Raw genomic sequence first — 21,332 nt, 5'->3', positions numbered from 1 at the left:
GTCCTGTTTGCAATTGGAGTATCCGATATCACCGAAGTCTTGACCGCTTTCGGGCCGTATACCTACCGTAGGAAGAACCGGTCGTTGAATCCGTGGCGAGTAGTCCCACCGGCCGAATGTATTACTCACGCGATCCACCGAGATCGATCCGAGATAAGCGATCCTTCATGTTTCGAGGAGTACCTTTGCCGAGCGCTCAGCACCCCACGACCACATTCGTAGCCACTGTCACCGCCGCCTGCACTGCCGCCGCAGCTCTGCTCACGGGCGGCGCCGCCCTGATCATCAGCAATGTCGGCGAAGCCGGGGCAGCCCCCGCGAACCTCAACCAGAACTGCACGCTGATCGCACCGGCCGACCCGCTCTCCGCCCGGGGTCTGGCGACGCCCTACCAGCTGATCGCCACCGATCCGGCGGCCGGACCGTGCAACGAGGCGAACCCCACTCAGTCGGCTTTCGTCGAAGCGGCGATCCTGTCCGAGAACGGGCAACTGATCACGTACGACCCACTGGTCATCGACCAGGGCACCCAACCGGCCGCACCGACGGTGCCGGCCACGGTGACTCCCGGCGCTACGGTGGCCATCTGGTTCGGGTTCAACGGCGCCGGCTTGACGCTGAAGTCGGCCGACGGCACAAACGCTCTGGCACAGGGCCATTGCGTCAACGGCTTGCCGCGTGGGTCGATCTTCGGGCAGTTCGCCTATTGCAACGCTCCGGCATTCTTCGTCGCCGCGAAACGTCACCAACTACAGGTGCCGGCGCTGGGCACCGCGAAAGACGGACTGCCCTGCCCGACCGTCCGTGATTTCTCGGTCGTCGATCAAGACCAGAGCGACAATGTCGTCACCCACTACCTGGCCACCGCGAACGGTCAAATCGCCCAGAACAACGCGGCGAATACGGCGAAACTGGCGAATCCCGTCGACCTGGCCAATGGCAGCGACAACCTGCTGCTGAGCCGATTCATCGATCCGGCACTGGGGTGCGCGCCGTGGACGACTCCGAATCAATCCAGTGACGGGCAGCCGTCCGCAGCCCTGGCCATGGACGAATTATCCGCCGCGGCACATCAAAAGGCCCCGATCGCCCTGGTCCCGCTGACCGACCCGATGACGCTGAACAACGGCAACCCGAATGTCACCAAGACCAACCTGTATCGGCAAGGCGTGGACCAGGGCGTGATCCGCGCCCGGAATACCGTCGCCGACAACCCGGCGGCCGATGCCACCGACAATCCGACCGACGAGGCCGCGGACAATCCGGAGGACACCGTCACCGATGCGCGCAACGGCGCCAAGAACAACGGAAACGGAGTGACCTACTGCGCCAACATGTTCGCCACGGCGGCCGGCATCCAGCGCGTGTTCAAGGATCAGGCGATCTTCTCGGCCGCCCCGTCGGTGGATCCGGCGGCGGCGACCAACCTGTTCACCTTCCTGGCCATGCGCGCCCAGCAGACATTCGGAAACCTCAACTGCCAGACGCTGATCAATACCGCCAACCCCATCACCCTGACCACCGACGGCAACGGCGTCGTCACCGCCGCCACCTTCACCGCAGGCGGCGCGACGACCACCACCACCGACAGCACGACGATCACCACATCGCCCTCGGACACGCCCCCGAGCACCGACACCGGCACCCTGACAACCGATCCGCCGACGATCACCACGACGCTGCCCACGGACCCGCCCCCCAGTACCGACACCTCCACGACAGACCCGGCACCACCGTCGGTCACCGACCCGTCGTCCGCCCCGCCCGCATCGACGGATCCTTCCACCACGACGCGACCGCGCCAACCGGGACGACACGGCGGCGGAAGGCCGCCAACCACTTTCGGGCGCCACTGGTGAGCAAGGAACGCCCCTCGGTGCCGGCATCTGCCCCGGCGCGGTGTCCCGATCCAGGAGCGAGCATCGGAGCTGCCGCGCTATCGCACTTTCGATGGTGGTGGAGGGACTCGGCACCAGCACCGACACCGCCCGCAGACACCGATAACCGGCACCCGCCTATTCGGCCCCGACCCCCGGGCGGAACATCCACCCGCTGTTGATGATTCGACGGCGGGGAACCGCAGGCAACCACGGCAGACCATAGCAGCGCGCAGCCGATCGCCACCGCTCCCGCCGTCCCCCAGCGAACGGCGGGCCGGAGCGATCGGCTGGCGCCGCTACCCGGCCGACACCGTCCGTTGCGGCGGCCCGCTTCGGGCACACGGCGCCTCGGATCAGTGCACCGCACCGGCCGCGTGGAGAGCGGCGCCGCGGTCGGCGGCGATGCCCCAGGCACCGAGGCTGCCGACGGGATCGCCCTCGATCTTGCCGGCGGGAACGTCATTGCCGGTGCGGCTGAAGCGCGGCGCGGGGGCGGGCTGGCGCAGACCGTCCACCTCGATGAAGGCCCCGCGTGCCCGATTGTGCGGGTGCTCGTGCGCCTCCCAGGGCGAGAGCACCGGTGAGACACAGGCGTCGGAATCGGCGAACAGCTCGGCCCATTCGTCCCGGGTGCGCTCCTTGAACTTCGCCGCCAGCACACCCCGCGCGTGCTCCCAGCCGTTCGGATCGAATTGGAGCGCCAATTCCGCTGCCCGCTCATCTATTTCGAGCAGAACCAGCAACTCTTGATAGAACTGCGGTTCCACGCAGCCGACGGCGACGTAGTTGCCGTCGGCGCACTCGTAGGTGTCGTAGAACGCCGCACCGCCGTCGAGCATGTTCGCACCGCGTCCCCCGGCCCACCCGCCGGTCGCGTGGAAGCCGTGCAGGAAGGACATGAGCAGGTTGGCCCCGTCGATCATGGCGGCGTCGATGACCTGGCCGGCGCCCGAGCGCTCCCGCTCGTACAGCGCCGCCATCACGCCCATGGCCAAAAGCATGCCGCCACCGGCGAAGTCGCCGATCAGATTGAGCGGAGCGTGCGGGCGTTCACCGGCCCGTCCGATGGGTTCGAGGGCGCCGGCGAGCGCGATGTAATTGATGTCGTGCCCGGCGCGCGGCGCGAGCGGACCGTCCTGACCCCAGCCGGTCATCCGGCCGTAGATCAGCCTCGGATTGTGCGCCAGCAGTTCGTCGGGCCCGATGCCGAGGCGCTCGGCCACCCCGGGCCGGAACCCTTCGATGAAAACGTCGGCCCGCTTGACCAATTCGAGCAACAACGCCTTGCCGTCGGGGCTCTTCATATCGATCGTGATCATCTGCTTGCCGCGGTCGAACGGCCCGTCCGGTTGCATGAGCCCGCCACCGCCGCCGCCACGTTTGACTTGCAATACTTCCGCGCCGAGATCGGCGAGAACCATGCAGCCGAACGGCGACGGGGCGAGCCCGGCCATTTCCAGCACTTTGACACCCTCCAGCGGTCCCATGATCCCGACCCTAGGAATTGCCGAGCCGTAGTGGAAGGACCGCAGCTCTCGGAAAGTATGACCGCAGCGCTCAATTCCGAAATAGTGCGGTTTGCCCTGGTCAAAGCGCACAACAGGTGTCTACGCTCACTGCTGCGATGACCGCGACGGGGAGAGTCGGGCATCGAATTCCATCATTCATTCGGGAAAGGCAATCAGGATGAACGTGCGCAGAGTCGGGCGCGTCCTCACCATGGGCGTCATCGCAGTGCTGACGCCCTGGATCACAACGGTTCCGGCCCAGGCGGCACCGGGAGATCAGGCCGGGGTGCGGATCGAACCGGCGCCGGCCCTGACCCTGCCGCCCGAGCTGGACGATTTCTATCGACCGGCGGCCGGTATCGTCGCCGCGGCACAGCCCGGCGAGATTCTGCGCGTGCGCCGGATAAACCCCGCCTTCTTCGGCCTGCTGCCGGTGAATGTCGATGCCTGGCAGCTGCTCTACCGTACGAACAACAGCCACGGCGAGGCCATCGCCACCGTGACGACGGTCCTGAAGCCACGCGGCGAAGCGCCCGCCGGCGGCCGCAAGCTGCTGTCGTACCAGATCGCCGAGGACGCCGGGGCACAGTACTGCGCGCCCTCGTATGTCATCCAATCCGGCGCTGTGCCAGTCGATTACGTGAATGCGGCCGAAACACTCATCCCCGTCGCCGCGGGCATCGGCCAGGGCTGGACGGTCGCGATTCCGGATTACGAGGGCGCCAATTCGGCCTACGGCGCCTCGCGAATGAATGCACAGGCCACCCTCGACGGCATTCGGGCTGCCGAGAATTTCGAACCCGCGCAGTTGAGCGGCGCGAGTACGCCGACCGCACTGTGGGGCTATTCGGGCGGCACGATCCCGACCGCATTCGTCCCCGAAATCAAGGACAGCTATGCACCCGAACTGAATATCGTGGGCACTGCGGCGGGCGGCACGGCGCCGACCGATTACGCAGCAGTGGTGCGGCACAACAACAATGGCGTCTACGCCGGGCTGATCTCGACCGCATTCGTCGGACTGGCCAGCGAGTACCCGGATATGGCGCAGGTGCTGCGCGACCGGGTGGATGTGTTCGGCCAGCTCGTCCTGGGATCGAAGAAGGTGCTGTGCCATCCGCAGGGGGCGCTGCTGTTCCCGGGGTTCAACTACCTCGGCACCTTCCAGGGCACCGATCCGCTTGCGCTGCCGGAGATTCGGAACGCCATCGCGGACAATTCACTGGGCCAGCGCACACCCACCCTGCCGGTGTACTTCTACCATGCGCAGAACGACGAACTGCTCCCGATCGCGGGAACCGACGCCGTGATCGACAAGTATTGCCGTGACGGTGCGCCCAGCGTCACCTACGTGCGGGAATTCGCGGCCGAACACATCTCCGGAGTCGTCACACATCTGCCCGGCGCCTTCAACTGGCTGCGCGACCGGCTCAATGGAGTTCCCGCGCCCAGCGGCTGCACCATCACCAATCCGACCACCACGCTGACCGATCCGGCATTCGGCCAGGCACTCGGCGACATTCTGCCGCCCATGGCACAGGCCCTGGTCGGACAGGCCATCGGCCAGCAGTAATTCTCTTCCGAATACGACTCTGGACGGAGTATCGATGTCCTTCGCAGCCGCCCGCGCCCTCGCGGTCAATGCGCACTCGGTCGGCGTATTGCAGCGCGCCGGATTGATCAATCTGCTGGCCCCGGCGGATACGGCACGAGCCGCGCGCCTGGTCCGGCAGTGGGGACCCATTGCGGGACCGGTCCGCATGTCGGCACTGCGCGAGCCCGATCGGGTGGCGGTGATCGACGAACTCGGCTCGCTCACCTACCGCGAGCTCGACGAACGCAGTAATGCGCTGGCCCGCGGCTTCGCGGCACAGGGGATCGGCCCCGGCAGCACCGTCGGCTCCCTGGTGCGGGACCGCCGCGAACTGGTCGACACCATGCTCGCCGCCGCCAAGGCGGGGGCCCGGCTGGTGCTGCTCAATACCGGGTTCGCCGGACCGCAGCTGGCCGATGTCGCGGTGCGCGAAGGCGTGAATGTCGTTGTCTACGACCAGGAATTCGCCGACCTGATGACGGTGCTGCCGCCGCAGGTCTGGCGTGTGCTCGCCATGCACGACAGCGCCGGTGACCTGCCGACGGTGGCCGGGCTGATCGCCGGACACTCCCCCGCCGAACTGCCGCCGCCCGCGAGCCAGGGCGGGTTCGTGCTGCTGACCGGAGGCACCACCGGTACTCCCAAGGGCGTGCCCCGCCAGGTGCGGTCACCGCTCGCCGCGGCCGGGCTGCTGGAGCGAATTCCGCTGCGCCGCAATCAGACCCTGGTGCTGGCCGCACCACTGTTCCACGGCACCGCGCTGAACCAATTCCTGATGGCGCTGTCGCTGGCCTCGACGGTGGTGCTGCGCAGGCGATTCGACGCCGAAGCCACCCTGGCGGCCGTCGCCGAGCAGCGCGCGGCGGTGCTGGTGCTGGTCCCGACCATGCTGCGCCGCATTCTGGAGCTCGGCCCGCAGACGCTGGGCCGCTACGACTTCTCCAGTCTGACGGTGATCTTCAGCGCCGGATCGGCCCTGCCCGCGGCACTCGGCGATGCCGCGACCGAGGTGTTCGGCGAGGTGCTCTACAACTTCTACGGCTCCACCGAGGTCGGTGTCGCGACCATCGCGACACCGGCGGACTGGCGAGCGGCGCCGGGCACGGTGGGCAAGCCGCCGACCATGTGCACCGTCCGCCTGTACGACGACCACGGCGCGCTCGTCACCGAACCCGGGCAGCGCGGCACCGTCTATTGCCGCAGTTTGCTGTCCTTCACCGGCTACTCCGGCGGCGGCAACAAGAAATCGATCGACGGTCTGCTCTCGTCCGGCGATGTGGGCCACTGGGATGCCGGTGGCCGGCTCTTCATCGACGGCCGCGACGACGACATGATCGTCTCCGGCGGTGAGAACGTCTTCCCGGGCGAGATCGAAGAACTGCTCTACGCGCATCCGGACATCGCCGAGGCCGCCATCATCGCGGTGCCGGACGACGAATTCGGCCAGCGCCTCGCGGCTTTCGTGGTGCTGCAGCCGGACGCCGCCCTGGACGGCAATGCGGTGCGGGCCTACGTGAAGGCCAATCTGGCGCGGTTCAAGGTGCCCCGGGACGTCAGCTTCGTCGACGCACTCCCCCGCACCAGCACCGGCAAGCTGCTGCGCCGCGATCTCACCGGCGAGCCGGCCGCACCCGGCGCCTCCCACTAGGAAACACGCTGCGAGCCAACGGGTTCGCGATGACCGATAGGTGATCAATGAAGATAGCCATCGCCTCCGCAGGCGCGCCGGTGCGATACCGCACCGCCGCCACCCGGGCGCGCACACGAACCTTCCGCAGGGCCGCAGTCGTCGGGGCGATGGTCGTCGCGGCGGCGCTGTCGTCGACCCTGCCCGCGGGCGCTGTCCCGGCATCGGGTGATGCGTTCCCGAAGGCGAACTCTCGCACCGGATTACCGGACGGCTGGAATCCCGGACCGGAGAGCTACGGCGTCGGCGAGCACAAGAATGTGGAGATCCCGATGGCGGACGGTGTGGTGCTGCGCGCCGACGTGCGCTATCCCACCGATGCGTCCGGCGCGCCCGCACCGGGACCGTTCCCGATCGTCCTGACCCAGACCGCCTACGGCAAAGACAGCGAGGGGTTCCTGCGGCTGCTGTCCTACGACGGCATCGGCCCGCTCCTGCAGAACGCACTGCCGTCCGTCATCGACGTCGCCAAGCAGATCACCGACGCCGCCGGGTACGGCGATTACTTCGTGAAGCGCGGTTACATCAGCGTCGTCGTCGATATCCGGGGCACCGGATCCTCCGGCGGACAGTGGAGCATTCTGCAGCCGCAGGAACGCGAGGATTCCAAGCGGGTGGTGAACTGGGCTGCGGCGCTGCCCGATTCGACCGGTGAGATCGGTCTGTGGGGGCTGTCGTACCTCGGCATGAGCGAACTGCTCACCGCCGGGGTCATGGAACCCGGTTCGCCGATCAAGGCACTGTTCCCGCTCATGCCCGGCAACCATATGTTCCAGGATCTGCTGGACCACGACGGATTCCTCAATATCTCCTTCCTCGCCGCGATCCTCGAGGTTCCGGTCACCGCGCTGCCGCAGATCGACCCGATCCTCGGCCTGTACCAGCAGCCGGACAAGATGCTCAGCGTCTTCGTCGACCACCTGATCTCACACTTCCGCGACAGCGGCACCTGGCCGTCGGTCATCAATGCGCTGCTCGACGGCGACAAGCTGTACAACAGCCCGTACTGGGAGTCGCGCGCCATCGACAATGTGGTGGAAAACATTGCCCGCAACGACATTCCGACCTATTTGATCGGCGGGCAGTACGACCTGCTGCAGGACGGCACCCCGCGTACCTTCGCCGGATTACAGAACGCCTATGCCGGACGCTCGCACAACGGCCCGATGCCCGCGGACGCCCAGTCGAGCGGCCGCTATCAAATGCTCACGGGCCCGTGGTTTCACATCCAGCCCGGCAGCCAGCGCACTACCAATGACGTGGATATGCACGCGATCGAGCTGGCCTGGTTCGACCGCTGGCTGAAGAACGACCACAACGGCATCGACGAGACCAAGACCCCGCTGCACGCCATCGATGTCAATGGCAATGTCATCGAGAGCGCTACCTACCCGGTGCGCGAAGCCCCCGCCAAGCGCCTGTATCTCGCAGGGGGCGGCCAGCTTTCGGCCGACAAGCCGGCCGATGCCGCCGGCTCGGACCGCCTCGATTTCACCCCGATCAATGCGGGCACCGTCTGCAACGCGTCCTTCTCCCGCAACTTCGCCGGTGTATACCAGTTGCTGACCACCCTGATCGGTGTGGACGATCCGTGCGCGCAATTCCCCGCGGAGCCGAATGTGCCTCCGGTACTGGTGAATCCGGTCTACACCACCGACGCGTTCACCGAATCGACCGTCCTGGCCGGGCCCATCGGAGCGACCCTGTACGCCGTCTCCAACAAACCGGCGTCAGCGTTCAATGTGACCGTGCAGGACATCGCACCGGACGGCACCGTCACCGCGCTCACCGACGGTCAGCTGGCCGGTAATTACCGCGCGCTGGACGAGGATCGGACCTGGCGTACCCCGGACGGCAGCGTGCAGGGCGCCTTCCACCCCGGCAGCCGCGAATCGATGCTGCCCGTGGTCCCCGGCGAGGTGACCGAATACAACATCAAGGTCCGCCCCGCCTTCCACGTCTTCGAACCCGGCCACCGCCTCCAAATCACCGTCGGCACCGGCGATTTCCCCACCCACATCCTCAACCCGAAGGACTACCCGGCCCTGCTGGGCAGCACCTACGACCTCGAACGCAACAACAGCGCGGCCTCGTACCTGACGCTACCGCTGGCCCCCGCCTCCCAGTTGCGACACTGACTGTCCCGGTCGTAGCGCCCGTCGATCTGGGCATTCCGCACATCGAGCCGATTGCGTGGCGGTGGAGCCGCTACCTCGCGGATGGTTTGACCGCAAAGGCCCTGATGAGCTCGAGTCCCGTGTCCAGATAGCGCTCGCGTTCCGCGAGCGGGAACGGGCGCTGCAGGCCGCGCAGTAGTCCGGCGATCGCGAATCCACTGACGGCCAGTGCGATCGAGGAACTGTCCGCGCCGGGATCGATCACCGCATTCTCTTGTCCCACAATGACATACGATTCGATAGCGGCGAGGAAGATATCGCTCAGCGCGAGCATGCGCGAGGTGATGGCCTCGTCGATCATGCCGTTCTGGATCATGACGGTGGACAGTTCGGGGTTCTCATCGAGCAGCGCGAACAGATTGCCGGAAATCCTGCGCATCAGGACCTCGAATTCTCCGAGGCTGGTCAACTGCTCCGTGCCGACGTCCACCGCGACCGCCGAAATGATCTTCTCGGTGATGAAATCGATGACACCGTCGAGGATGTCGCGCTTGGTGTTGAAGTACAGATAGAAGGTGCCGCGGCCGAGTCCGGCCTGCTGCGTGATCTCGGTGATCCCGGTGTTGTGGTAGCCGCGCTCGGCGAAAATCGCATAGGCGGCCTCGACGAGTTGCTGGCGGCGGCGCTCGGCAAGCGCGGGGTCCGCGGGTCGGCCGGGACCGGCGGGGCGGACATCAGCCGTCTTACTGTTCTTCGCCGTCACCGGCCCAGCCTACCGCCCGCGACCGCACGAAGGCATCATCGCAGCTAATTACCTCACTCCTACCTGCGAATAATTACATGGTTGACACGCCAGTCGTAGATCGTCAGGATGAATCGCAATTAACCGGTTGACGAGTCAGCCAGCTATTGGGGGCTGCCGGACAACCCGAGTGAGGATGTGACCGAATGGCGTCCACGACAGATTCAGCCCCACGCGATCAACAGCAGGCATCAAGGCTCAGACGCCTGCCACTGATGCGGCCGGTGCTGCGAGTAGCCGCCGAGAGCGCCCGACGCGGAACCGTCGGCAGGGTGATCATGACCGGCGGAGTCGTATTGGTGGCCGCGCTGACGCTGCTCGTCGACGTCATCGGTAACGACGCACTGGTCCCGGCGTGGATGATCGCGCAGTGGCTGCCCGGCGGGCTGCAGGCCTGGAATGCGAAGGCGGCGCGATGAGCGGGCAACCGGACCATGAGGTCGTGATCGTCGGGGCGGGGTTCGCGGGCATGGGAGCCGCGATCAAGCTCCGGGAGATCGGCATCGAGGATTTCCTCGTCGTCGAGCGGCGCGAGGATGTCGGCGGGACCTGGCGCGACAATACGTATCCCGGTGTGGGCGTGGATATTCCGTCCTTCACCTACTCGTATCACTTCGACCAGAACCCGAATTGGTCGCGGGCCTTCGCGCCCGGCGCCGAACTGATGCGGTACGCGACCGGTATCGCCGACAAGTACCGGCTCCGAGATCGGCTGCGGTTCAACACTTCCGTCGAGATCGCCGAATACGATGACACCTATCACCGGTGGACGCTGACCCTCGACGACGGCACGACGCTCACCGCACGGTTCCTGATCTCCTGCCACGGCGTGCTGGTCACCCCCGTCCGGCCGAATATCCCCGGCCTGGAGAACTTCCGGGGCAAGGTCCTGCGATCGGCGGCCTGGGACCACAGCTACGACTACACCGGTAAGCGGGTCGCGGTGATCGGCACCGGCGCGAGCGCGTTGCAGATCGTGCCGGCCATCGCGGAGCAGACCGCGCAGCTGGACGTCTACCAGCGCACCGCCATCTGGGTGATGCCGAAGATCAACCCGCCCATTCCCCGTGCGCTGCAATGGATATTCGCCACGGTGCCGCTGGCACAGCGCACCGTGCGGCTGGTGACGACCGCGCTCAGCGACGGCACCGTGATCCTCGGCGCGGTCTACCACAGGCAACTCCCCTTCCTGCCCAAGGTGATCGCGGCAGTCTGCCGGATGCAGCTGCGCATCCAAGTCCGGGATGCGGCCATCCGCCGCAAGCTGACGCCCGCATACGGGTTCGGGTGCAAGCGGCCGTCGTTCTCCAATACCTATCTGCGCGCGTTCAATCGGGATGACGTCGAACTGGTCACCGATCCGATCGCGCGGGTCACCGACGACGGGATCACCACCGAATCCGGGCAGACGCGCAAGGTCGACGCCGTAGTACTGGCAACGGGATTCAAGGTGTTCGATGTGCCGTACACGATTCGCGGCATCGACGGCCTCGATCTGGAACAGCTCTGGGCGGATGACCGCAAGCAGGCCTATCAGGGATCGACGCTCCCACAGTTCCCGAATCTGTTCCTGGTGCCGGGGCCCTACGGGGTCTCGGGCGCATCCTGGTTCGGGACCATCGATCTCGGTGTGACCCATGCGGCGAAGGTCATCGGCGAGGCGCACAGGCGGCACGCGACACGCGTCGCGCCGACTCACGAAGCACACCAGCGGTTTCTGGCCGAGACCCTGCGCAAGGTCGGCAACGAGGTATTCAACAGTCCGAGTTGCAGTGGTTCCAACAGCTACTACACCGACGAGCACGGCGATGCGCCGTTCCTGCGGCCCAGTCTCGGACTGTTCAGCTGGTTCTCGGTGCGCAACTTCGACCGAGCCGACTACTCGTTCACCAGTCTCCCCGCGCGCAGACCGCAGCCCGGAACACAGCGGAGTGCGGAGGTGCAGGCATGACCGCCGATGGATCCCCGATCCTGGAACGCACGCTCAATGGCGGACAGTTCGACATTCCTGAGGCGCGAACCGAACTCGGTGCGCTGCGGAAGGTCGGTCCGGTCAACTGGCTCGCGCACCGCGCTGCCGGACTGGTCCTGGGCACCCCCTCGCTCAAAGGCGCGGAAGCCCTGTCGCTCAATCCCTGGCTGCTGTGGCCGTGGGCCCTCTACGGCGCGTCCATCACACCGTTGCGCCGCAGGCGCGATCCCAATATCCAATTGGTCATTCTGCGCACGGTGTGGAATGCGCACGGCCGCTACGAGTGGTACGTCCATTTCCATGTGTCCCGGCTCGGCGGCGTCTCACCGGAGACCATCGAACGAGTCACGCAGGGCCCCGACCAACCGGGCTGGACCGACGAGCAGCGCGCACTCATCCGGGCCGTCGACGAAATTCAACGCGATCGGCTGATCAGCGATGCGACGTGGAAAGAGTTGTCGCCCTTCCTCGATGAGCGCCGCCTCGCCGAACTGTTCTTCGTGATCGGGCTCTACGACCAGTTGGCGATGCTGTTCAACTCGATCGGCCTGCACCCGGAAGAACGGCGCTATCACTGGGCGCCGCTCATGCTCACCCGCCGCCCGGATGACAGCGATGCGCTGCTGCCGAGCCGGTTGCGTGGCGCCGACCGGTTCATCGCCGGGCGGTTGGCCGCACTGACGGCCGAGCGCAACCCCTACATATCGATCACGGCCGGCGGCCGGACCGTGCGAGCTGTTGCGCTGTTCCACGGTGACACGGTCGCAATCCCGCTGCCGTACGGGAAGAACCGGCGCTGGGTGCACGACGTAATCGCCGCCGGGACAGCGGAAATCGAGTTTCCGAATGGTCAGCGCCGCGTTGTCGGCGCACCCCGCCTGGTGGACGCCACCCAGACCCAGGCGATGCCGGCCCGAGTCCACCGCCTCTCCAAGCTCATGCCCATCCTCGTCGCCTCCATATAGGCGACAGCAACGGAGAACCCGATGAATCCAGCAATCCACGACTCCGCGGTTCCAGTGGACGAATTCGAAGCACCTGATTTCGAATTCGCCATCCTCGGCGCCGGCTATGCCGGTATCGGCACGGCAATCGCCCTGCAGCAGGCGGGCATCCACAACTTCCTCATGATGGACAAGGATACCGACTTCGGCGGCACCTGGCATGTGAACACCTATCCGGGGATCGCTGTCGACCTGCCGGGCATGCTGTACACCTTCCATGAAGAGCCGTACCCGGAGTGGCAGAAGACCTTTCCGCTCGGTCACGAGATCAAGGGCTATATCGATCACTGCGTCGAGAAGTACCAGCTCCGCAAGCACGCGATCCTCGGCGTCGAGGTGCTCGGCGCGGAGTATGACGAGCGCAATCATCTCTGGCGCGCTCATCTCGATACCGGGAACACCGTCACCTGCCGCTTCGTCATCGGCGGCTGGGGTGTCCTGCAAAAACCCAAATACGCGGATGTACCTGGACTGGAATCGTTTTCCGGCACCGTCATGCATACCGCGCGCTGGGACCACGACTACGACTATCAAGGCAAACGGGTCGCGGTGATCGGCACCGGCGCCTCCGCGGTGCAGGTAATTCCCACGATGGCGCCCGATGTCGCACAGCTCGACGTCTACCAGCGCACGCCGGTGTGGGTCATGCCGCGCCCGGATCCGCCGATCCCGGGATTCGTGCGCGCGCTGTTTCGCCGATTCCCCGGTCTGCTCAAGGGCATCGCATTGGTCATCCATGCCGCGGCGGAGCTGGTGAAGACATTCGGGATGGTCTATTTCACCAAGGCGCCCTGGATAGTCCGGACCATCGAGCGCCTGTGCCTGCTCAACCTGCGGATAGGCGTCAGGGATCCGGACCTCCGCAAGCGGCTCACCCCGCGATCTGGTTGGGGCTGCACGTTCCCGACGGTGTCGAACAAGTACTACCCCGCGTTCACTCGCACCAACGTCGAACTGGTCACCGACGGCATCGACCGCATCGATGCCGACGGCATCTGGTCGACCGACGGGACGCACCGCCCGGTCGACATGATCGTCATGGCAACCGGTTTCCGCGGCTACGAGGACCAACCCCCGCTGCCGATCGACGGCCGCGACGGCAAGGATCTGCGGAAGCTGTTCCAGGAGATACGCATCCAGGCATTCCACGGCGCCACTGTGCCTTCGGCGCCCAACGCGTTCCTGCCGATCGGCCCGTACAGCTTCACCGGCCACTCCTACGCGCTGTCCGTCGATTTCGCCGCACGACACCTCATTCGGTGCCTCGTCGAGGCGCGCAAGCGCGGCGCCACCGAGATCCAGGTGACCCAGGAGGCCAACGACCGCTACTACCGGTTCTGCCTCAGCCGCATGAAGTACACATCCTTCTTCAACAACAACTGCAATCCGAAGGAGGGCTACTTCTTCGGTGAGCACGGCGACGTGCCCCTCATCCGGCCCACGTCCACGCTCAAGGCCTGGTACGACAACCACACCTTCGACGTCGTCAACGACTATCGCTTCGCCCGTGTCGGTTCCAGCGACCCGCTCCCCGCAATCGGTTCGCCCCGGCGTCGCCGCTTCGGCCGAGCCGTTGATCGGTTCGGGCTGCTATTCCGCCACGCCGATCGCGAGGCACTCCGCAATAGCGTGGGCATCGATTACAACCCGGCGGCAATGGAATTGCTGGACGCGGGATTGGCGCAGCTCACCTCCGAAACGATTCTCGAGGCCGGCGAACCCGCTCAGCGGGCCCGAGCCCTCGACTCCGCACTGACCGAGTTTCGAGCGCTCAAAACCCCACACGGTCCCAAGTCCGTACTGCACTCACATCTGTGAAACCCCCACCGAGACAATAACTCCGCCCAAAGGAGTCACCATGCCCAAAGTGATGGAGCGCTACCACTACGCGTTCGACGACAAGTACTTCGGAGTATCCCGCAACTTTCACGAGCGGGAGGTGCCGGTAGATGCCCATACGGCCTTCACCGCGCTCGCCGCCAAGATCGTCTGGCCGCTGTTCGCGCGGTACTTCCACGACGCGGTGGTCGAGAATGTCTTCGACGCGGGCCTCGATTATCTGGGATATCCCCCGGCAGCGCCTGCCGAATTCCCGGTGGTGATGCGAATCGGGGCGAAGCTACTGCAGACCCGCGTCGGGCAGTGGGCGTGGACGACGCTCAGCTCGATGGGCGAACTCGTCGATGACGAATGGGGCAGGGTCCCGTTCAACGGGCAGGGTATTCCGACGAATCTGGACTACTCCAGTATCGCGCGCAGTCGAGTGCGGGAGCCCGGAAAATGACCACCCCGAGGAAGTCTCGTCCCCGTAAAAAGGCTGCGCCCGAGCCGATCTCCACCTTCAGCGTGACGCCCGGGCCGGCGAGCCCGCAGTCCCGGACGCTGATGCGCCTGAGCCGGATCTTCATCAAACCGTCGCTGAACGCGCTGATCAGCCTCTACGGCATGATGATCAAGGTCGGCCCGGAGGGTACGGCGAAGGCGCGGTGGCTGCAGAAATTGGTCTCCGCGTCCGACTACCTGCTCTTGCCGGTTCGCCCGCTGGAAGGTAGTTCCGTCGAACTGCTTTCGCTGCCGGGCTGCCCACCGCGCATCGAGCGCGTGAGCGGCCCCGGCGCCGACCGGGAGAATGCGGCCATCCTCTGGTTCCACGGCGGTGGGCTCGTCGCGGGCGGCTTCAACTCGCATCGGCGGATGCTGTCCCGGCTCTCGCAGGAGGCGCGGACACCGGTCTACACGGTCGAGTTCCGCCTGCTGATCGAGCACGAGTTCGTCGATGCCGTCGAAGACGCTCTTGCCGCCTATCGCGCCGTGCTCGCCAATGGCACAGATCCGGCGCGGACGGTGATCGGCGCGGACTCCGGAGCTGCCGCAATCGCGGTGGCCATGGCGGTGCGAATCCGCGACGAAGGTCTCACACAGCCCGCGGCACTGGCCATCATCAGCCCCTGGATCGACTTCGACCCTACCGAGAAGATCGCCGACCCGCGTGCACGCCTGGACCCCATGATCCCCATCGCCGGTGCGTGGCCGATGAGCGGCGGAGCCCTGATGGCGAATCACGTCCTCGCCCGAGGTATCGAGCAGGCCGCCGCACTGTCGCCGATCCGATCGAATCTGAAGGGCCTGCCGCCCTTCCTGATCCACGCCGCCGAGAGCGAAATCCTCGCCCTCGACGCACATCTGCTACAGCAGCGGCTCACCGAACAGGGCGTCCCCTCCGAGCTGAAGCTCTGGACCGGTCAGCTCCACGTCTTCCAGCTCTTCGCAGACATCGTTCCGGAGGGGCGGCAGGCACTGGCCGAAATGGGCGAGTTCATTCGGAACCGTTGAATACGTCTGCGGGCCAGTCGATTTCCTCGGTCGGACCGCACACGTGTCAGTTGCCTGCGCCGTTATCAGGGTTGGTGCGGATCGTGCCCGCGAACGGCGCGCGGGTTTCGTGCGGGCGTCGGAGGAGGCGACGCCCGCCAGATGATTGCTCCCGCAATGGCCATAGGCCGAAAGGCTGATCGCCCACTGCGGACTTCAGCTGATCGGCCGAGGCGGGCGCGCGGATCGTAGCCCTACCGTCGTGGCGGCATCCCCGTACTCCGACAGGCTGGAACCCACCCATGTATCTCTCCGGCTCGGTGTCCGGGCCGAATCGTGTCGCGAAGCCCGGAAGATCCGGAATGCCGATCGGTAACCCTAGGCTGTGGAACGTGAATCGAGTCATGCTCGCCGTGCTGGTGGTGCCGCTGCTGCTCTTGATCACAGCGGATGCGCTGATCGCGCAGGGTTCGGTGACGCTGGCGTCCGGGCTCGCGGCAATTGTGAACGCCGCCGTCGCGGTGCGGGTGGCACGGGCCGAGCCACCGTCGGCACGACTGTTGATACCCATTGCCCTGGTATCGAGTGAAATCACCACCGTCATGGTCGGGCGCGAGGTGGAAGGTGTGTGGCCACTGGCAGTTTCGTGGTCTCTGATCGTGCTGGCGGGCGCGAGCGCCAGCCGGATCCGCACCGCCGTCGATCTGCTGCTCACGGGGCTGATCGCGCTGGCGGTGGTGACCGCGCCCTGGGTGTGCGCACCGTCCCTGCCGCAGGACTCGTTCCGGATCGCCCTCATGCTCGCGCTCGCGACCGCGGTGATCACCGCGGTCGGCATCGGCCTGCTGGTGCGGTCGAATCGGCTGCGGGCGCGCGAGACTCGGCAGGCGGTGCTGGCGATGGAACGCCGCGATATGGCGCGCGAGCTGCACGATGTGATCGCACACGAGGTCACCGGGATGGTGGTGCTGGCGCAGGCGGCCGCCTCCCTCACCGCCGAGACGACCACTCGACAGGTACTCGAGCGCATCGAATCCTCGGGATTGCGGGCGCTCGGTGAGATCCGGGCCATGGTGTCGACATTGCGTGCCGATCCGGGTGTGGAACCACTGCCACCGCAGGCGACCGACCTCGCGGCGCTGCGCGGACTCGTCGACGAGTTCACGCGCTCCAGCAGCGCGGAGGTCCAGGCGCACCTCGATGACATCGACCTGCCGGTGCCGGTCGCCATTGCCGCGCATCGAATTCTCGGTGAGGCGCTGACCAATGTCCGCCGGCACGCGGGCGACGCGCGCACCGTGCAGATTTCGGTGACGGCCGACAGCACCACACTGATGCTGCGAGTCACCGATGACGGAACCGGCGACGCGGGCATCGGCGGCGGCAGCGGCTACGGTTTGCTCGGGGTCGGTGAACGTGCCGCCGCGCTCGGCGGCACTACCCAGGCGGGCCGGGACGAGAACGGGCAGTGGACCGTGCTGGCAACCCTGCCCCGCGCGACGCCCGAGTGACCAGAGGAGGACACAGCGTGACGATCCGGGTGGTGCTCGCCGACGACCAGGAAATGGTGCGGATGGGCTTCGCGATGATCCTCGATGCCGCCGAGGACATCGAGGTCGTCGCGCAGTGCGCGGACGGGGTCGAGGCCGTCGAGGCGATTCGCAAGCACCGCCCCGATGTCGCGCTGCTCGATATCCGGATGCCGCGACTGGATGGTCTCGCGGTGACCAAGGCCGTCTCCGACAGCACGCGCGTTGTCATCGTGACCACCTTCGACCACGACGAATACGTCGACACCGCACTGGCCAACGGGGCCTCCGGATTTCTGCTCAAGGGTTCGGGTCCGGCGCTGCTGCTCGCCGGCGTGCGCGCGGCTGCCTCCGGCGATGCGCTGATCAGTCCGGAATTGACGGTGCGGCTGCTCGAACGCACCCGAGGCGCTGGGCGCGCGACCGCGGATACCGGCGTCTCGCAGCTGACCGAACGCGAGACCGAAGTGGCGCGACTGGTCGCTCGTGGCCGCACCAATACCGAGATCGCCGACGACTTGGTGATCTCGCTCGGCACGGTCAAGTCCCACCTGTCCAGCATTCAGTCCCGGTTGAACGTGCGCAATCGCGTCGAAATCGCCGCCCGCATATGGGAATCCGGGCTGATGCACTGACCGGGTCAGCTGTCCGGATGGCAGTACCGGCCTATCAGCCGAATGGCCGATACCGGCCGTGAAGACCGGCCGTGCGGCCGATTTCCCGGGGCGCCAGCGGTGCGAATCTATGTGCAGAAGATGAACGGAGCGGCCCACGAGGCCCGCGGAGCCGGACATCGGAACAGCACATTCGCCTCCGCCACTTGAACTTTCGAGGTGCCACATGACCGCATTCACCGTCCGCAACACCGTGCCCGCCGCCGTGCGCGCCTCCTTCGCCGTATGGGTCACGCTGCCGCTGTTCACCATGATCGGCGCGGTCGCGCTGCTGATCGGAAGCGGTGCCGCGAACGCCGCCGGAGTCGGTTCTGCCGCAGGTGAATCCACCACCGTGCTGGCCGCCACCGCCGGACTCGTTATCGTGCTCAGCCTGGTCCAGGTGTGGTTCGCCACTCGCATGCGGCGCGGAGCCAACTGGGCCCGCATCGTGCTGACCGCGCTCGGAGCCCTCAGCCTCTTCACGCTGTGGGGCGACGCCGTCCGGAGCTTTTACGGGTGGCTGCAGTTCGCTGCCGTGCTGGCGGCGGTCGTGCTCATGTGGTGGACCTCCAACAGCAACCACTTCCGTCGCGCGACAGCCTGACCGGCTCACGCTCACCTAACTCACTCCCTCGGCGCGCCACCGCGTCGCCGAGGCTCCCCATCCAGCCATCCCGATCGGAGACTGTCCATGAAACTCGTCCACTGTGCCGGAATCGCCACCACCACCGCGGTACTCGCCGCAATGCTCACCGGCTGCGACGGCGACGTCACTGCCACCGGTCCCACCACTCCCACAACCGCTAACCACCTCGGCACTCCGGGCGCGGCTCCCCTGCCGGCTGTGGGCACATCTCCACCGGCCGCGCCGGCCCCCCCGTCCGACCACCCAGGCCCCGCGTCCGACCACTCAGGCCCCGCGTCCGATTACCCAGGCCCCGCGTCCGATTACCCAGGCTCCGCGTCCGGTCGCCAAGCCCGAGACCGCGAAACCGCAAGCTCAGCCGCAACCCGCTACTCAGCCGGTCGAAGACCTCAGCTGCGGCCTGATCACCGACGCGGGCGGCGACCCCCGCGAGGTGATCGCGGTCGGCACCTCAGCGGGACGGGTCGGCTGCGGCACCGCCCTCACCGCGGCCACCGACTACGCGAACACGATCAGCGATTCCGATGTCGCGACCGTCGACGGCTGGAGCTGCAATGCCCAGCCCGACGCCACCATGCCCTCGATCTGCGCGAAGGACGGCCTGATCATCGGCCTGCGCGCACACTGATCGAGGCGCCGGGCGCGGGAACGAGGTGCGCCCGGCTCACACCTCGCAGTGCCACCACGACCTGTTCGCTCGAATATTGAGTACCCCGAGGAGGTAGCGCCTCCGTTCCCCGCAGGAACGGCCGAGCGACGGGACTCAGACGGGACGACAGCGTTCTGCTGGCCTCCGGCGTCCGATTTCTTCAAGACAGCGGGGGTGAGGCGGGCCTACGGTTCGGGTATGACTCTTCAATTGGATGTGATCGGAATTGTTGTTGCCGATATGGGTGCGTCGCTGGCGTTCTATCGGCGGCTCGGGGTCGGGTTCGCGGAGGGTTCGGACAATGAACCGCATGTCGAGGCGGTGCTCGCGGGTGGGATCAAGCTGGCATTGGATACGGAGGCGACGGTTCGGTCGTTCCATCCGGAGTGGAATGCCGGGAGCGGCGGCGGGCGGATGGGGCTGGCATTCCGCTGCGGGACGACCGGTGAGGTCGATGCGATATTCGAGGAATTGGTGGGGGCGGGATATCACGGCGAGTTGAAGCCGTTCGATGCGTTCTGGGGGCAGCGGTATGCGACCGTGCACGATCCGGATGGGAATGGGGTGGATTTGTATGCGGCGCTTGGGTGAAGGCTTAGCGCTGTAGCAGGTGGGTCAGGGGAACTCCGGCCAATTCTTTGATTTCCCGGGAGAGATGGGATTGGTCGGAGTAGCCGGCCTGGGCGGCGGTGACGGCCAGGGGTGTGCCGGAGCGGGCCAGGGCCAAGGCCTGTTGCATGCGCAGGATGCGGGCGAGGGTTTTGGGGCCGTAGCCGAAGGCGTCCAGGGACATGCGGTGCAGGCGGCGGGTGCCCAGACCGAGGGTGTCGGCGAGATCGGCAACGCGGGTGCCCGCGCGGAGTTCGGCCACTATGCGAATCATGGCGGGGGCCACGGGATCTGCGCCGGTAGAGCGCCATCGGGCTACCGCTTCCAAACCTGCCGTGGGAGTGCACGCAGCGGTGAGGAGGTCGATGGCATGGCGATGCAGGGCGGGACTCCAGACGGCAGCCATATCCACTCGCGCATTGCGGAATTCGTGCGCGGGGATCGCCAGCAATGCCGGAGCCGTGCCGGGAAAGAATCGGATGCCGGACACCTGCGGGTTGCCACCGGCGCTCGGGTGATGTGCGCGAGTGTCGGGGCCTGCCACCATGAGTCGATCGTTGATCCACAGCAGATCCATACAGCCGTCCGGCAGGACCGGAGCTGTCGAGTCTGCCGTGATGTCACGCGTCCACACCACCGCGCCCGGAATGCCGGAGGGGCGTTCCCGATAGTCCTGCGGCACATACACATCCGCGGCATCCGGTAGATCCACAGGTGGCGACTCACGAAACCCGTTGCGAGAGGCTCTGTTCGGCACCTCGTGCGCGAATGCATCTCCTGCCGTCTTGCATTCGCTGCAATATTGCATGTCATGCCTTCGGATTGCCGGGCCCATCGGTGTTTCCACGCCCATCAGTGCTTGCGCACCACATGTTCCGGCTGCCCGGGCTTCCAGATGGTGACATCCATATGCCCGTTCCCGACCTCGACGGCGGAGGCGCCGGTGATATCCGCGGCGTAGAACCGATCGAAGACCTCCCCGCGCAGGTCGAAACCGGACTCGGCGAAGAGATCCTCCGCCCAGCGCTGATGCAGCACCGGATCCCGCACATCGTGCACCGCGCCGAACAGCTTCGCATCACCGTCGGTGACCTCGGTATCGACGGTGGCGGTGTGCAGGCAGAAGCGCGGATCGCGAGCCAGATCCTGGAATTTGGTGGTGCCGGGCATGCCGACCAGCCATAGTTCACCCTCGAAAACGCGGGGTTCCAGCGGGCTGATGCGCGGCGAACCGTCCGCGCGCAGGGTGGCCAGCAGGCACAGATTGCCGGTGGCGGCGTGACGGCGGGTGAAGATCTCGGCGATGCGCGGAGCGGCCTCGGCGAACTCGGTCCAAGACGTCATACCGCGACGATACGCAGGACCAC

General features: G+C 66.3%; 19 protein-coding genes. 15 read left to right on the top strand and 4 right to left on the bottom strand.

What is annotated here, in order from left to right; translation table 11 throughout:
- Nucleotides 1–185: 185 nt before the first annotated feature.
- The gene (locus ABZX86_RS36455) at nt 186–1,859 is read left to right on the top strand and encodes a hypothetical protein (protein ID WP_355130405.1); all 1,674 of its coding nucleotides are present in this window, start codon (nt 186–188) and stop codon (nt 1,857–1,859) included.
- 374 nt (nt 1,860–2,233) lie between these two features.
- Here ABZX86_RS36455 and ABZX86_RS36450 read toward each other — a convergent pair whose 3' ends face one another.
- Nucleotides 2,234–3,367, bottom strand: coding sequence for a CaiB/BaiF CoA-transferase family protein (locus tag ABZX86_RS36450; protein WP_355130403.1), 1,134 nt, complete (start codon nt 3,365–3,367; stop codon nt 2,234–2,236).
- A 199-nt stretch (nt 3,368–3,566) separates the two neighbouring features.
- Between ABZX86_RS36450 and ABZX86_RS36445 the strand changes: the two genes are divergently transcribed.
- Genes ABZX86_RS36445 through ABZX86_RS36435 form a run of 3 tightly spaced genes read left to right on the top strand, consistent with a single transcriptional unit; the run spans nt 3,567 to nt 8,807 of the window.
- Complete coding sequence (locus tag ABZX86_RS36445) at nt 3,567–4,961, top strand: lipase family protein (protein ID WP_355130401.1); 1,395 nt, start codon at nt 3,567–3,569, stop codon at nt 4,959–4,961.
- Nucleotides 4,962–4,995: 34 nt separating this feature from the next.
- Nucleotides 4,996–6,630: an AMP-binding protein gene (locus ABZX86_RS36440; protein WP_355130399.1), complete on the top strand. Its 1,635-nt coding sequence runs from the start codon at nt 4,996–4,998 to the stop codon at nt 6,628–6,630.
- A gap of 47 nt (nt 6,631–6,677) precedes the next feature.
- Nucleotides 6,678–8,807, top strand: coding sequence for a CocE/NonD family hydrolase (locus ABZX86_RS36435; protein ID WP_355130397.1), 2,130 nt, complete (start codon nt 6,678–6,680; stop codon nt 8,805–8,807).
- A 70-nt stretch (nt 8,808–8,877) separates the two neighbouring features.
- Here ABZX86_RS36435 and ABZX86_RS36430 read toward each other — a convergent pair whose 3' ends face one another.
- A complete protein-coding gene (locus ABZX86_RS36430) occupies nt 8,878–9,549 on the bottom strand; it encodes a TetR/AcrR family transcriptional regulator (protein WP_355130395.1) in 672 nt (223 codons plus the stop codon).
- Between the two features lie 185 nt (nt 9,550–9,734).
- On the opposite strand from ABZX86_RS36430, the gene ABZX86_RS36425 reads away from it, so the two are divergent.
- From ABZX86_RS36425 to ABZX86_RS36375, 11 genes are all read left to right on the top strand, one after another.
- Nucleotides 9,735–10,007 (top strand): hypothetical protein, encoded by a 273-nt coding sequence (locus tag ABZX86_RS36425; protein ID WP_355130393.1) that lies wholly within the window; start codon nt 9,735–9,737, stop codon nt 10,005–10,007.
- The gene (locus tag ABZX86_RS36420; RefSeq protein ID WP_355130391.1) at nt 10,004–11,539 is read left to right on the top strand and encodes an NAD(P)/FAD-dependent oxidoreductase; all 1,536 of its coding nucleotides are present in this window, start codon (nt 10,004–10,006) and stop codon (nt 11,537–11,539) included. Before ABZX86_RS36425 ends, ABZX86_RS36420 begins: the two co-directional genes overlap by 4 nt.
- Nucleotides 11,536–12,525 (top strand): hypothetical protein, encoded by a 990-nt coding sequence (locus ABZX86_RS36415; protein ID WP_355130389.1) that lies wholly within the window; start codon nt 11,536–11,538, stop codon nt 12,523–12,525. Before ABZX86_RS36420 ends, ABZX86_RS36415 begins: the two co-directional genes overlap by 4 nt.
- A gap of 21 nt (nt 12,526–12,546) precedes the next feature.
- Nucleotides 12,547–14,382, top strand: a complete 1,836-nt coding sequence (locus ABZX86_RS36410) for an NAD(P)/FAD-dependent oxidoreductase (RefSeq protein ID WP_355130387.1) — start codon at nt 12,547–12,549, stop codon at nt 14,380–14,382.
- A gap of 40 nt (nt 14,383–14,422) precedes the next feature.
- Entirely contained in the window at nt 14,423–14,848 is a 426-nt protein-coding gene (locus tag ABZX86_RS36405; protein WP_355130385.1) for a hypothetical protein, read from the top strand.
- Nucleotides 14,845–15,897 carry an alpha/beta hydrolase gene (locus ABZX86_RS36400; RefSeq protein WP_355130383.1) on the top strand — a complete coding sequence of 351 codons (1,053 nt, stop codon included), beginning with the start codon at nt 14,845–14,847 and terminating at the stop codon, nt 15,895–15,897. The genes ABZX86_RS36405 and ABZX86_RS36400 overlap by 4 nt, the downstream gene beginning before the upstream one ends.
- 371 nt (nt 15,898–16,268) lie before the next feature.
- Nucleotides 16,269–17,387 (top strand): histidine kinase, encoded by a 1,119-nt coding sequence (locus ABZX86_RS36395; protein ID WP_355130381.1) that lies wholly within the window; start codon nt 16,269–16,271, stop codon nt 17,385–17,387.
- A 17-nt stretch (nt 17,388–17,404) separates the two neighbouring features.
- Nucleotides 17,405–18,040 carry a response regulator transcription factor gene (locus ABZX86_RS36390; protein ID WP_355130379.1) on the top strand — a complete coding sequence of 212 codons (636 nt, stop codon included), beginning with the start codon at nt 17,405–17,407 and terminating at the stop codon, nt 18,038–18,040.
- Between the two features lie 205 nt (nt 18,041–18,245).
- Nucleotides 18,246–18,665 carry a hypothetical protein gene (locus tag ABZX86_RS36385; RefSeq protein WP_355130377.1) on the top strand — a complete coding sequence of 140 codons (420 nt, stop codon included), beginning with the start codon at nt 18,246–18,248 and terminating at the stop codon, nt 18,663–18,665.
- Nucleotides 18,666–19,140: 475 nt separating this feature from the next.
- Complete coding sequence (locus ABZX86_RS36380; RefSeq protein WP_355130375.1) at nt 19,141–19,335, top strand: hypothetical protein; 195 nt, start codon at nt 19,141–19,143, stop codon at nt 19,333–19,335.
- Nucleotides 19,336–19,554: 219 nt separating this feature from the next.
- The gene (locus ABZX86_RS36375) at nt 19,555–19,947 is read left to right on the top strand and encodes a VOC family protein (protein ID WP_355130373.1); all 393 of its coding nucleotides are present in this window, start codon (nt 19,555–19,557) and stop codon (nt 19,945–19,947) included.
- Nucleotides 19,948–19,951: 4 nt separating this feature from the next.
- Here ABZX86_RS36375 and ABZX86_RS36370 read toward each other — a convergent pair whose 3' ends face one another.
- Together ABZX86_RS36370 and ABZX86_RS36365 are read right to left on the bottom strand one after the other, a co-directional pair.
- On the bottom strand, nt 19,952–20,677 hold the full coding sequence (locus ABZX86_RS36370; RefSeq protein ID WP_355130371.1) for a helix-turn-helix transcriptional regulator: 726 nt from the start codon (nt 20,675–20,677) through the stop codon (nt 19,952–19,954).
- A gap of 140 nt (nt 20,678–20,817) precedes the next feature.
- Nucleotides 20,818–21,309, bottom strand: a complete 492-nt coding sequence (locus ABZX86_RS36365) for a pyridoxamine 5'-phosphate oxidase family protein (RefSeq protein ID WP_355130369.1) — start codon at nt 21,307–21,309, stop codon at nt 20,818–20,820.
- Between the last annotated feature and the right edge of the window lie 23 nt (nt 21,310–21,332).

Origin of the sequence: Nocardia sp. NPDC006630 (assembly GCF_040611495.1) — a bacterium.
In the GTDB taxonomy this organism is placed as follows: Bacteria; Actinomycetota; Actinomycetes; order Mycobacteriales; family Mycobacteriaceae; genus Nocardia.
This window is presented reverse-complemented; position numbering and strand designations above follow the sequence as displayed.